Here is a 13,212-nt window from a genome sequence, read left to right as displayed (position 1 = left end):
AAATCCAAACCACCAGCAACAGAATCTAGTTCTTGCTCGGACATTTCAACTTGGTTGTTTTTGATTTGAGATGACATAGTTTTCTCCAAAAATAAGTTGAGTGATTTCATTTACTTAAGCAAGAGTGCAAACTCCTTGAGTGAATTTGTTAGGATAACCCCTACTTGAGACTTTGGCTAGAGTGGCATGATCTAGCTATTAGCCAACAATAATGTTGTTGTGAGAATTGCTTTGAGTTTGCTGTAACTGAGCAGTAGTACCTGTAGCAGAACCGCCGGGACTTGCAACAGTGTAGTCAGCAATTTCTGAGTTAGTTGCTTTGTAGTTGCTGCCACTATTTTGGATAAAGTGTTTGTAGTCACCCAAATCCACACCCACAACACCACCGGCAATAAAGTCTAATTCTTGCTCAGACATTTCTACTCGGTTGTTTTTAATTTCAAATGACATAGTTTTGTCCAAAAATGAGTTGATTGATTGAGTTTGGTCAAGCAGAATCTTCTCATCAATTGAATTGATTGTTTGGGATATTTTCTGCGTTCTTCCTTTCTCAACTGTCTTCATGGTAGAGTTCAAGCCAAAAATAAACTGCTGAAAAATGTCACGTTTTTTCTTGCTTATTAATAGAAAAATGTTTAGTGATTTTTGTTAATTGGATAAGTTTATGTTTGATGACATTTGTCATATTGGGAGTTCAGGGCAATGATTAATGTCAGGATTTTATGCTTTCAATGGTGTAATTAACATAGTTATAACTATGATAAAAATAGAGCTGACAGATAAAGATTAAAAAGCTATGTTAGGTAATTTAAAGCTTGCGACAAAATTTACCCTGTTTTTAGGGCTGGTTTTTATCATTGCTATTCTTATAAGTGGATTTGCTTTATCAAAGGCACTTGAGCAAAAAGCCAAAGATGAAATAAGCTACCGAGGACAAATTCTTATACAAATGATTAACTCGGTGAGAAACTATACTGATGTTCGCGTTGCTCCTTTATTAGAATCCGACTTGAAAACGGACAATCATTTCATCCCTGAAGCAATACCTACCTTTGCAGCCAGGCAGGTATTTGAAAACCTACGCCAAAACAAAGAATATATAAATTTCTTTTATAAAGACGCTACACTCAATCCAACAAATTTAGCTGATAAAGCGGATGATTTTGAAACTGATGTGATAGAAAGCTTCCAAAATCAACCGGATTTATCAAGCCTATCAGGATTCCGAACTATGTTTGGAGAACAATTGTTTTACAGTGCCAAACCGTTTTCGATTACAAATTCCAGTTGTCTTCAGTGTCATAGTGACCCTGCACGCGCACCTAAGAGCCAGTTAGCAACTTATGGCAGAGATCATGGCTATGGATGGAAACTTAATGAAATTCTCGGGACACAAATTATTTATATTCCAGCTAGTCAAGTTTATGCCAGTGCTCATCAAGCGTTTTCTTTATTTATTGGGATTTTTATTGCAGTATTTACTCTAGTGATTCTGCTCATTAATTACTTGCTGAAGTGGAATGTGATTCAACCGATTAAACCTATGGCTCAATTAGCTCAAAAGCTCAGTACAGATACGATTAATTCTGTAGAAGCTGAAGAGTTTGAACGCAAAAGTTTGGGTGCGATCGCAAAGCGTACCGATGAATTAGGACAACTGGGGCGGGTGTTCCAGCGAATGGTGCGTGAAGTCTACGCACGCGAGCAACGCCTCAAACAACAGGTGCAAGCCCTCCGCATCGAGATTGACCAAGCAAAGAAAGCACGTCAGGTTGAGGAAATTGCGGATTCTGAGTACTTCCAAAAGCTGCGCCAAAATGCACAAGAGCTGAGGAACAAATGGTCAGACGAATCAAAAAACTAAATCATTTATCATTCGTTATTCCTAATCACCAGTAACAAATAACAAATAACCAATTACTAACTATCAATAAGGAGATACATTATGTCTAAAGTCGTGTCCATCCACTCCTTTCGCGGTGGTACTGGCAAATCAAACATAACCGCTAATCTGGCTACTATCATCGCTCGTTCTGGTAAACGAGTTGGTATTGTTGATACTGATATTCAATCTCCCGGAATTCATGTTCCGTTTGGTCTTGATGAGGAAAAGATAGAGTTTACCCTGAATGATTATTTGTGGGGTCACTGTGCAATTGAAAAGGCTGCATACGACATTACCCCAACTTTGCGGACAAGGCAGAAAGGGGCTGCAATTAAGGGAAAGATTTACCTTGTACCCTCTAGCATCAGGACGAGCGAGATTTCTCGAATCTTGCGTGAAGGATACGATGCTCGTCTACTCAATGATGGCTTTAGCGATCTGTGCCGTCGCTTAAAACTAGACTACCTATTTATTGACACTCATCCTGGCATTAATGAAGAAACTTTGCTCTCGATTATCATTTCCCATGTGCTCATCGTTATCCTACGCCCAGACTACCAGGACTACCAAGGGACAGCTGTGGCGGTAGACGTGGCTCGTAAGTTAGAGGTGCCTAAGATGTTGTTAGTTGTTAATAAAGCACTGCTAGGCTTTGACTTTGAGGCACTGCGGCAACAGGTGCAGAAAAGCTACGACGCAACAGTGGCTAGCGTTTTACCTGTTTGCGAAGAGATGTTTCATCTTGCAAGCAGCGATGTTTTTTGTCTGTGCTATCCTGAACATCCCTGGACGCAGCAGGTGAATGCATTAGCGAAGCTGTTGTGAAACAAGCTTGCTCCCGCACATCATCTGTAATAGACCAATACGGTTCAGTTAAGGTTGATGTGTAAAAAATCATGTATGTAGAGACGTACCATGGTACGTCTCTACAAGGGTTTGGAATCATACAATATCTTTTTCATACATGGATTCAGCAACGCCAAAAAACGAACCGCCAAGAAGAGCCAGCGCTGCAGGAGGGTTTGCCTCCGCAGGCGACTGGCGTCGCCAAGAAACAGAGGAATATTTATTAAGTGCAAGTTTAGAGAGAATTGGTATTAATTGACTGTCGTGGAATTGATGTAATAATTTCTTCAAAACAGAAGCGATGAGCCAGATAAGTCAATGTATCGACTAAATGAGGATTTGATAGTGGAATTTGCGGTAAAAGCTGGAGAATTTGCTTGGCATTCACTTTAATCGCAGCTTGATACAATTGCTCTACCCAGTCAACAGGCATCATTGCTAGTGCCTCTCGCAGTTCTTCTGGTTGCAGTAGTGACTGTTGGGGTAAGGTTGACAAATCATTTGTACCTTTGCTAGGCAATTGTGATGAACCATAGAGGTATTGTACTCCCAAGTGTTCTGCCATTTTTTCAAATATGACTTCTGCTCGAAACGGCTTGCGTACAAAGTCATCGCATCCAATTGATAAAGCAGCCATGCGATCTTCTTCAAACGCACTTCCAGTCAAAGCAATCACTACCGGGGATTGACCACCTAGGGCTTTAATCTCTTTTGTTGCCTCAAACCCATTCATCACTGGCATCTGCATATCCATCCAAATCAAGTGGGGCGACCAGCTTTTGCACAGAGAGACAGCTTCTTGACCATTGGTTACCTCTTGCACTTGAAAGCCAACAGGTCTTAGCAACTTAATCAGTAACTGCCGATTTTCCCGTTTGTCCTCTGCTACAAGGATGCGATAAACTGGTTGCCCAGGCTCCAAACCAATCACTTGCTGGCTGGGAGTTTGTGCCTGCAATTGGTCTGCTGCAACTGCACTAGCATGGACATAAAATCGAAAAATCGTTCCCTCTCCTAACCTACTGTCAACGGTAATTTCTCCGCCCATTAAATCAACGAATTTCTGGGTAATGGGTAAGCCAAGCCCAGTCCCCTCCTGGGAAGAACGACCAGTTTCAGTTTGGACAAAGGGTTCAAATATGCGCTTTAGCTCCTCACGGGCAATACCGAGACCAGTGTCTTCAACTTGAAACACAAGGTGAGAGAATGTAGTTTGCTCGTTTGTCCTTTCCCATATCACGCGCAGTGTAACGCTTCCTGCCTGCGTAAACTTAATAGCGTTGCCTAATAGGTTCATGAGAACCTGACGCAGTTTACTTTCATCCGTATGAATATAGTCGGGTAAGTCAGTTGCTAGTTCAAAGACGAGCTGTAACCCTTTAGACTCGGCTTTTAACCGCAACATCTGTTGCATTGAGTCTAGTAAATTATAAAGAGAAAAACTATTTTCATTCAAAGTCGTTCTACCCGCTTCAATCTTGGACATTTCCAGCACATCGTTAATTAAATTAAGCAGGTGTTCGCCACTGTGATTAATGGTGTCTAGATATTCCTGCTGCTGAAGCGTGAGCGAACCGTCACGACCCATCAACTGGGTAAAGCCCAGGATAACATTGAGGGGAGTACGCAGTTCGTGACTCATGTGAGCGAGAAACTGACTTTTGGCACGGTTGGCAACTTCTGCAGCTTCCATTGCTTGTTGCAGCGCTGCTTCTGCTCGTTTGCGATCGCTAATATCAATCACCACTCCTTCTACAGAATCCTCTTCTGGGTTAAGGCGGGCTGACAATAACCCCCAGTACACAGAGCGTTCGCGTCTTGGGCTGCTCCCTTTGCCAGCATCGCAGCGACGAAACTGTGCTTCTAAGTCGTGGAACTCACCATAAGTACGCAAGCTTTCTAATGCCTTTAGCCAGTCGCTAGAATTGACATAAAACTTACCTAAACGCTTCTTTCCAATAACTTCTGCGAGTGACTCATATCCCATCATGTCAATGAAGCGTTGATTCGCATCGAGAATCAGCCCTCCGTCAAAGCGAATCCGGAAAATACCCACCTGTGAGTTCTCGAATATATGCCGAAACTTTGCCTCACTTTGTCGCAGCGCTGCTTCTACTTGCTTGCGATCGCGGATTTCCTGCTGCAACTGCTCGTTTTTCTCGCTAAGTTCGGTTGTCCGTTCCTCAACGCGAACTTCTAGCTGTTCGTTTGTTCTTGCCAATGCTGCAAATGACTCTCGTAGCTGCTTTGCCATCAAATTGAAGGAATGAGCCAGAACTTTAATTTCTGAGGAGACACCATCTGTAGTTACGGTTTGGTTTAAGTCACCGCTGGCGATCGCTTGTGCAGCTGTACTCAAATGGAGAATTGGCTGAGTGAGCCAGCGAGAAGTCAAAATGCCCAGCACCGTCGCCAGTCCAAATGCTCCCAAACACAATAAGATTGTTGTATGAGTATTAGCATTGATTTGCCCTATAAAGTCAGCTTCTGGGATCACCACGACAATCAGCCAGTCTAACCCTTTATCATCTTTTAGTGGCACGACTTGTAAAAATTGCCGCCTCCCATCAATGTCAAAATCAAGTTGCTGACTTCCGATAATTTGAGAGAAGCTACCGAAGCGTTTAAGCAAGAACTGGGCTGCAAACCGAGTTAAAACATGAGTGCTTTCTGTTGCCTTGAAGCGTTGTAGAGCCTGATTGTGGATAATAAATAACTTTTGTGTGGTTGAACTTCCTACTAGGAATCCAGAACGGTCGAGAATGAAAGCCTCTCCCGACCGACCAATATTCAAACTATGTAGGAATTGACTGATTCCCGAGAGAGAAAAATCAACTGCTGCAACCCCAAGCAACTTCCCTTGAGCGTCATAGATCGGCAAGCCAGCAGGAATCGCTGGTTTTGAGGTGGAAAAACGTTTATAAATTTTACCCCATGTCGCCTCACGTGCCTTTACTGGAGCTTTATACCAGGGACGAACACGTACATCGAAGTCATGCTTGGCTCTTAAGAGTTTCGTGGCATTGCCATTGCGGTCAACAGCGTAGACGTAGTTAATATATCCAGTAGATTTCTCGGCAACTTTAACCTGCAAAGTGCCATCATCTAGCCTTTCCACTGCCACAAAATCACCTTGCTGCGTGCCGAACTTAATTTCATTGACTTCATTAAACGCCTGAATCTGATACCAAAGGTGCCGTTCTAAACCCGGCAAATTCTGTAAATTCAATTGACCCAGATGAATAGCATTCGCATTCAGCCGATTAATGAGATGAGGTGTTGTAATATAAGTATCAAGGTATTGTATAATTCGAGCGATCGTCTCACTCCGCAGTTGACTAGCTACATCGTTAATAGCCCTTTGTCCATTGCGAATTGATAGCCATCCGGTTAACCCTACAGCTAAGGAAATGTGCAGAATTAATGGTACCACTAGGATGAAGCGCAGTGGTAGGTTACTGGCAAGTTTTGCCAACTGGCGAGTCAGAGGACGCATGGCACGAACCTTAGGGACAAACCTTACATGAAATTAATTACATAAAATTAATTCGTAGCACTGGGCAACTCAGAGTTTGCCAGCCAGGAAAGAAAACCATTGGCAAGATTCGCCGCCTGAGTGCGATTGCGTACATTCAATCGGTTTAGAATGTGGGAGATATAGTTTCTCACCGTTCCTTCTGTAAGGACAAGTGCCTGAGCAATTTCGCGATTGCTAGCACCAGCTGCAATCATCCGTAATACCTCCCGCTCTCTAGCCGTCAGTTCCAACAACTTTGGAGGCGGTTCTTGCTGTTGCCTCGGTGCAGTGACTGGCATCTGAGCAATCACTTTTTCTACAATTCCTGGTCCAAACTGGGTGTATCCTTGGCAAATTGAATGAATTGCCTTTGCTAGTTCTTCTGCAGGCATATTCTTCAACAGGTAACCCTTCGCCCCAAAGCGTAGTGCTTCTGCAATGTAATGAGCATCATGAAATGTGGTAAGTACCAGAATCTTTGTTCTAGGAAACTGCTGATAAATCAGTTGGGTAGCTGTGACTCCATTCATCACGGGCATTTGGATGTCCATCAAAACTACATCTGGTGGAGAAGAAGCAGCATGTAACGCCTTTAGCTGCTCAATAGCCTCTTGTCCATTCTCTGCTTCACCCACAACTTCTAAATCTGGCTTAGTCTCCAATAAAGTCTTCAAGCCTCGCCGGATAAGCTCTTGGTCTTCTACAAGTAATATCCGAATCATTTTACTAACCTCGGTAATGTTGCCGTAATTCGACAGCCAGCTCCTAGTTCGCTGGCAATTTCCAATTGACCACCCAAAGCGGTCGTTCGTTCTCGCATCCCTTGGAGTCCAAATCTAGTTCTGTTTTCATTAACCCGAAAGCCCTTTCCATTATCCTCAAGCATAAGTACAAGATCAGAAGTCGTTGTCTGGAGATGAATCTGTACTGCAGTTGCTGCAGCATACTTGCAGATGTTAGTCAAACCTTCTTGTATGATTCGATAAACTACTAGCTTAAGTGAGTTGGATAACGGGTGAGATAAGTTGATATGACACTCCGGTTCTATCCCTGTAGTCCGATGAAATACTTTGGCAAGCTCGGCGATCGCCTCTTCCAACGATTGACCTTGCAGGGGTTCGGACTTGATGGCTGAGACGGATTGGTGGACTGCCTCCAAAGCTTCTGAACCTAGTTCCTTTGCTACTACTAAAAACTTATAAGCTTTGTGCGGATCATCTTCCCACAAGGTTAAAGCGGTTTCCATGTGAATGTTGAGTGCCACCAGCGCATGTCCCAATGAGTCGTGTATATCACGGGCTATTCGATTCCGCTCTTCCAGGCTTGCCATCTCCTCAATCCGTTGGTTAAGTGCTCGTTCCTGTTCTAATGCTTTAAGCAGCTGGGCTTGCAGTCGGCGGATAGTCAATTGATTTTCAATTCGTGCTATAACCTCCTCCAACTGAAATGGTTTGGTAATAAAGTCTACACCTCCAACTGAGAAAGCCTTAACCTTGTCAAAGACCTCATTTAGAGCGCTAATAAAAATCACTGGAATTTCTTGAGTGACAGGATTGGCTTTTAACAATTGACAAACTTCATAGCCATTCATCTCTGGCATGAGGATATCGAGCAGAATCAAATCAGGCGGTTGAGCCTGCGCGCCCATTAAGGCTGTAGAACCATTCGTTACACTCCGGACTTCATACCCTTGTTTATCTAGCATTACTGATAAAAACCGCAAGTTGTCCAGAGTGTCATCAACTATTAAGATATCTTCCTTGGGGTGCCGACTGAAATTCATGTTGAAATCGTAATAGCTTTGTTTTGACTTAAATACCACTCCATACTTTATTCGCCATGCCGTACTCTAATTGACTCAAGTTACACGATATTCACAAGTACCAAAAAGAATTACATTTACTGGAACTTTTTTTGTCTGTAACAGTGAAAATAAGCCTAAAATTATTAAGAATTTTGGTACTAAAAATTACAATTTTAAAGCCATATTTCCAATACATATCATTATAAGTTTTAAGTCAGTATAAGCATTCATATTAAGTAAACAATCAAAAATATATCGTTGCATTTATGCCTATTTTTAGACGGTTTATTTGGGATTAAATACAGGGATATATTCATAATATTGATAATTTACAAATCCATTATTTCTTGAAAAATCATGAGATTATATGCCGTTTTTTATCCAAAGTAACCAGTTACAGGCAAGTTAGCACCATAGCCTTCCAGGACAAGAAGCTGCTGCTTTCATTACGGTCGATAAGCTAGGATTTTCTTGCTCAACTGTTGGCAAATTGTCAACTAAATTGGTAACTAAAGTTTGAGTTTTAGATGTCATTATTTTCTACCTCGTTTTTACTAGTATTTGTTTGTTGTGTTCTGAGTTGCTGAACAACTGAGTTTAGTATCTGACTTTCAGCAAAGTTGTACCAGCCAAGTTAAACCTGTTAAGCTATAACTTAATAGCAAGCTTTATAATGTATAAAATATAACTTATATCATGTCCGGTTAAAGACTTACATGTCCGGATAAAGACTTATCATTAAGGCAGTAGGGGAGCGGGTTTTCCGGTTTCTGCACAGATCGTTTAATAATAACTAATTAACCGGACTTGATATTACTCACCGTTCGCGTAATCGAGAATGAATTTGATGAAATAAGGGATATATGAAGAAGTAGGCTTTCCAAAAACAGGCGATCGCTTGCTGACTTTAATTGAGTTTGTTGTAAGACGGCAACTTATCACAAAAAGACGGCGGCTCCTCCCGCCCCTAAAAGGGGCGGGAGGAGCCGCCGCCCACCGTCTTGGGACAAGGGGCATTCTTGCATGGGGAACAATCTAATGCCTTATGCCCGCGAAATGCCACTGTCAAGAGGCGTGGGATGAGCTTAAACAAGTCAGATCGTCCCAATATGAAGTTTTTGGCAATGCAGTTTTTGAAATGCCAAATCTTGCCGCAATACAGACTTTTTCGACACAAGAATTGAGGATTTTGCAAACTATGTTACAGCGCCAAGTTAATACTCCTCTAACTTCCAGTTGTGGACGGTTATTTGATGCGATCGCCTCAATTTTGGGGTTACGTCAGCAAACCAAATATGAAGGACAAGCTGCAATAGAATTAGAGTTTGTCATAAATGGTCTAGAAAGTGATGAACAATATGAATTTGAAATTCTAGCTCCTGTAACTGCTGATAAAGCATCACCAATAATTGTTGATTGGGTAGCGACAGCCAAGGAAATCTTAGAGGATATTCACTCGTAGTTTTTCACTCTCCCCAGTAAAAAAGAACTAGGAAGCAGCAGGAATAGGAGGATGTTTTATACCTCTACGAGCCTGAGTAAGAACCATCGTAATATAACCCCAAGGGTCAATTTTTCTCAAACGACAAGTTTCAATCACACTTAAGACCGAGCAGTAAGCTAAACTGCCCTCAGTAGAGCGAGTTCCATAACTAATACGTCGAGCAATAACAGCATGTCGTAAAGCCCGTTCAGCCTCATTATTAGTCGCTGGTAATTGCGGATGATAAAAACATGCAACCACAGCATCCCAATCAGCTAAAATCTCTGAAGCCAGAGCCTTCAATTTATTATGCTCTGCAACCGTAGCCAATCGGCAGACTCGATAAAGGCGAGCGGGGTTTGAGTCAGTATCGTCCTTATCCCCGTCGCCAATAGCAAGTGTATGTATTAGTTCCCTCAGTTCCTCTAAAAGCCACTGCCCTAAATCCGCCACTTCTTTATCTACTGCTTTGGTCAAAGCGATCGCTTTACGAATAAGATGAGCTAAACAATGCTGGCGTTTTGGGTAGTTACTGTAGGCTCCATAGCCATCAGTTACTAACCATCCCACAAATGCATCACTTATTAGGTGCAGTAATTCTTCTTTACGACGACTACCGATGTGGTAAACGGCAATTGTTTTCGTAATCGCTACCCATAACCAGCGATATTTCCCTTTCTCGTACCAGGGTGTTTCATCAAGGTGGATTATTTCTGACGATTGCAGTTGTTCAATTAATTCCTCAACAACTGGGGAACAAGCTATTCCTACCTCTCGAATACATCTGTCGATTGTTCCGACTGACAGCGATACACCCACCCAATCATTCAATAACTCTTTTATTTTCGGTCGGGATATGCGGTTCGCAAGTGCAACAGAAGCAATAAACGTTGCTAGCATCGGATCGACAAGTCCATACTCCTGCAAGCTTAAATCTCTGCTTCTTCCTTCAACTACTGAAACATAGCCGACTCGGTTTTTCTTTTGTGTGGTGTCCGCAAGCGCAACTCACCTGATAGTAATGATGAAGCGTACACTTTACCTCAATCCCAAACTCTAATTTTTCTAGTTCCAATACGTAATAGCCCATGTGGGGTTTTGCTTCTGGGTCTATTTCTAATGCACTGTTACACGATGCACAAGTTTTTGGGTAATGGGGTATAGTTTGGTTTGGGACTAAGGGTGCTGTCCGCCATATCCCCTTAGCCCCTGGTTGTTTTCCCGGCTTTTTTAGAGCGAATCCCTTACTTTTTGGTTTTTCCTCAGATTCGCAAAGAACCATTACTTCTTGCTTCGGTTCTGTTTGTGATTGTGCCTGCTGTGTTTGTTCTTCTTTGTGTAACCTCGATTTTTCCTTACTTTTGAATTGGTCTGATGATGGGGGTAAGGAACTATTGTTGGAGTTTTGCTCTAATTTTTCTAGTTGCTCGACTGCTAGTTTATGAAGATTTCCCGCAACTTCCACCAATTTCTGCTTGTCCAGAGATTGGAAGTAGTCCCGGTTCATTTGTGCTAAGTCTTCTTTACTCAGTCGGTTCATGAGCTTTTGGCTTACATTGCACAATGATTTTTTACATTACCATATGATGGACACCCCTAGTTTTACCTACGCTGCAAACTCTTGTTTTAGGGGGGGAGGGTGAAAAACTACATTGCATTGCCCACGGTATCAATATGAGTACTGCGATGCAGAATCAAAAAGCTGCTGTTGATTCTGGACGCTGGTTGCTGTATCGGTTTAATCCTGAGCGCATCAAGCAAGGAAAGAACCCACTGCAATTAGACTCCCGCACTCCTAAGATTCCAGTCGAAGAATATATGTACCTGGAAAACCGCTTCAAGATGTTGACGAAGAGTCATCCACAGCAGGCAAAGCAGTTACTGCAACAGGCACAACAAGATGTGAACGCTCGCTGGAAGCTTTACCAATATTTAGTGGCACGGCAATTAGATATACCCAATAGCCGTAAGAGTGATATCCCCACAAAAGATGTTGTGCCATCCACGAGCCATTAACCCTAAGCATTTGAGGAATTGATTTCAGTATAAAAAACACCTTAATTTCTCAAACTTTCTTTTCTTTTTCAAGGAGTCAATTATGTCTGAAACATATCACGAAATTGCAGATTGTCCTGAATGTGGCAAGCGTGACTTTGTGGAGCAAGATGAAAACCAATGGGTTTGCTTAAACTGCGGCTTTTCTAAAGATGTGTCGCAATCAGAACCAGAACCAAGTCGTGGAATTCGTTGTCTCAGATCTTGCACCTCCCCGTACAAATCCAGGGAATGTAAAAAGATACTCAATAAGGACACCTGATTTTTGTGAGCTTTTATCGCTAAATTAAGGGTTTTAGTTTAATACTGAGTTATTTATTTACATCAAGTTTTCTTGGTGCAAGATGTGAGTTGTGGCAAGTGGATGATAATTCTACCTCTATCCTAATGAGTGAATTCTACCGACAGTTAACGCTAGACTCTAAAATCACGAAAGCAGAAGCTTTACGTCGCGCCCAACAGTTTGTTTTACAGGAGAAAAAACATCCTTTTTATTGGGCACCTTATGTTTTAGTGGGGAATTGGCTTTAGCTTAACAGTTTGCAAAGATGTTTAAGGAGGACAACTTCGTGCGATCGCCCCTTGGACGGCTCCCTATGCCTACGGCATGGCTGCGCCGAACGGGAGCATCGCCTCCGTCGTTTCCGGCTTTACGTGAGTTCGATAGACCTCTCCCACAAGCGCCTCCTTCTCCTACAAGGAGAGAAAGGAGCAACGTAAAAATCAGAGTTTTAAGCCTCTCCCCTTGTAGGGGAGAGGAATGGAAGCGGGGTCAAATTAGGATACATCGAACTCACGTGGCTTTGATCAATCATCCTTTGAGCAATAGCGATCGCCAACTTGAAACAGATTGCCAATCTTACGGACGAACGACATTGGATTCTCCAGTTTCTCGGTGTTCCTTGCCGAAAATATTATCTACTGACGTGAGAGACCTGCGGAATGTGGGTTCCAACTGGTAAACTTTCAAAAAGGCAAACGGATCACGATACTGGGTGCAGGTATCGCAGGTTTAGTAGCAGCATATGGACTAGAGCGCCTGGGACATGAAGTTGAAATTATGGAAGGTAGCCCACGCATCGGTGGACGGGTATGGACACACCGCTTCGGTAACTCAAAGGATGCACCTTACGCCGAACTCCGAGCAATGCGTATCCCAAGCGACCATGAAATGACTCTGCATTATGTGCATGAAATGGGACTGTCTGACAAGCTGTGCAAGTTTATGACAGTGTTCGAGGAAAGCAACGCAATGATGAACATCAACGGACAAGTGCTGAAAATGAAAGACGCACCTGGTGTTCTGCAACAAACAGAAGGCGGTATTTTCAGCGATACTCGCTACAGTGAAAGAACTCGCGCCTTTGCTGCTTGGCTCAAAACTATTATTAATACTATCGCTCCTGGTAATCTGCGTTCTGATTTTGAGCGCGACTTGAACTCTCACTTAATAGATATCTCCGAAAAATACCAATACCGCTCTCTGCCTGTATTTCAACAGGCGATCGCAACTTCAAACAGATCTCCAGTCTCAACGGGAAAATTGGTTTTGAGACAATTGTTATTGGTAATTAGGCAAAAATAAGTATCTGTACACGTCAAATTCTACCCTGGTCAAATCG

Annotated in this window: 11 protein-coding genes and 3 pseudogenes; 8 read left to right on the top strand and 6 right to left on the bottom strand. The window is 42.6% G+C overall.

Going from position 1 to position 13,212, the window contains the following annotated elements; translation table 11 throughout:
* Window positions 1–198 precede the first annotated feature (198 nt).
* A complete protein-coding gene (locus AACT52_RS22175) occupies window positions 199–450 on the bottom strand; it encodes a CTB family bacteriocin (RefSeq protein WP_143172853.1) in 252 nt (83 codons plus the stop codon).
* A 346-nt stretch (window positions 451–796) separates the two neighbouring features.
* On the opposite strand from AACT52_RS22175, the gene AACT52_RS22170 reads away from it, so the two are divergent.
* The 3 genes from AACT52_RS22170 to AACT52_RS22160 all read left to right on the top strand — a co-directional run bounded on the left by AACT52_RS22170 (window position 797) and on the right by AACT52_RS22160 (window position 2,990).
* The gene (locus AACT52_RS22170; protein WP_073633398.1) at window positions 797–1,864 is read left to right on the top strand and encodes a Tll0287-like domain-containing protein; all 1,068 of its coding nucleotides are present in this window, start codon (window positions 797–799) and stop codon (window positions 1,862–1,864) included.
* 81 nt (window positions 1,865–1,945) lie between these two features.
* Window positions 1,946–2,710 carry a MinD/ParA family ATP-binding protein gene (locus AACT52_RS22165; protein WP_073633397.1) on the top strand — a complete coding sequence of 255 codons (765 nt, stop codon included), beginning with the start codon at window positions 1,946–1,948 and terminating at the stop codon, window positions 2,708–2,710.
* A gap of 139 nt (window positions 2,711–2,849) precedes the next feature.
* Window positions 2,850–2,990 carry a hypothetical protein gene (locus AACT52_RS22160; protein ID WP_158054744.1) on the top strand — a complete coding sequence of 47 codons (141 nt, stop codon included), beginning with the start codon at window positions 2,850–2,852 and terminating at the stop codon, window positions 2,988–2,990.
* Here AACT52_RS22160 and AACT52_RS22155 read toward each other — a convergent pair.
* From AACT52_RS22155 to AACT52_RS22140, 4 genes are all read right to left on the bottom strand, one after another.
* Window positions 2,967–6,227 (bottom strand): ATP-binding protein, encoded by a 3,261-nt coding sequence (locus AACT52_RS22155; protein WP_073633396.1) that lies wholly within the window; start codon window positions 6,225–6,227, stop codon window positions 2,967–2,969. The two genes, AACT52_RS22160 and AACT52_RS22155, sit on opposite strands and share 24 nt — an antisense overlap.
* Window positions 6,228–6,274: 47 nt before the next feature.
* On the bottom strand, window positions 6,275–6,970 hold the full coding sequence (locus AACT52_RS22150; protein ID WP_073633395.1) for a response regulator transcription factor: 696 nt from the start codon (window positions 6,968–6,970) through the stop codon (window positions 6,275–6,277).
* Window positions 6,967–8,031, bottom strand: coding sequence for an ATP-binding response regulator (locus AACT52_RS22145; protein ID WP_073633394.1), 1,065 nt, complete (start codon window positions 8,029–8,031; stop codon window positions 6,967–6,969). Before AACT52_RS22145 ends, AACT52_RS22150 begins: the two co-directional genes overlap by 4 nt.
* A 426-nt stretch (window positions 8,032–8,457) precedes the next feature.
* Window positions 8,458–8,586 carry a hypothetical protein gene (locus AACT52_RS22140; RefSeq protein ID WP_272937116.1) on the bottom strand — a complete coding sequence of 43 codons (129 nt, stop codon included), beginning with the start codon at window positions 8,584–8,586 and terminating at the stop codon, window positions 8,458–8,460.
* A 604-nt stretch (window positions 8,587–9,190) separates the two neighbouring features.
* Between AACT52_RS22140 and AACT52_RS22135 the strand changes: the two genes are divergently transcribed.
* Complete coding sequence (locus AACT52_RS22135) at window positions 9,191–9,514, top strand: Kae1-like domain-containing protein (protein WP_143172852.1); 324 nt, start codon at window positions 9,191–9,193, stop codon at window positions 9,512–9,514.
* Window positions 9,515–9,541: 27 nt separating this feature from the next.
* Here the strand turns inward: AACT52_RS22135 and tnpC are convergent.
* Window positions 9,542–11,075 (bottom strand): annotated as a pseudogene (gene tnpC / locus AACT52_RS41485) (IS66 family transposase).
* A 110-nt stretch (window positions 11,076–11,185) separates the two neighbouring features.
* On the opposite strand from tnpC, the pseudogene AACT52_RS22120 reads away from it, so the two are divergent.
* From AACT52_RS22120 to AACT52_RS22100, 4 genes and pseudogenes are all read left to right on the top strand, one after another.
* Window positions 11,186–11,551, top strand: a pseudogene (locus AACT52_RS22120) (hypothetical protein); the annotation flags it as partial.
* A gap of 399 nt (window positions 11,552–11,950) precedes the next feature.
* Window positions 11,951–12,121: a CHAT domain-containing protein gene (locus AACT52_RS22110; RefSeq protein ID WP_337251651.1), complete on the top strand. Its 171-nt coding sequence runs from the start codon at window positions 11,951–11,953 to the stop codon at window positions 12,119–12,121.
* Window positions 12,122–12,138: 17 nt separating this feature from the next.
* The gene (locus AACT52_RS22105; protein WP_158054742.1) at window positions 12,139–12,552 is read left to right on the top strand and encodes a hypothetical protein; all 414 of its coding nucleotides are present in this window, start codon (window positions 12,139–12,141) and stop codon (window positions 12,550–12,552) included.
* Window positions 12,546–13,058 (top strand): annotated as a pseudogene (locus AACT52_RS22100) (flavin monoamine oxidase family protein); the annotation flags it as partial. The gene AACT52_RS22105 and the pseudogene AACT52_RS22100, both read left to right, overlap by 7 nt.
* Window positions 13,059–13,212 lie beyond the last annotated feature (154 nt).

Source organism: Scytonema sp. HK-05, assembly GCF_963872035.1.
Classification (GTDB): Bacteria; Cyanobacteriota; Cyanobacteriia; order Cyanobacteriales; family Nostocaceae; genus Kalymmatonema.
This window is presented reverse-complemented; position numbering and strand designations above follow the sequence as displayed.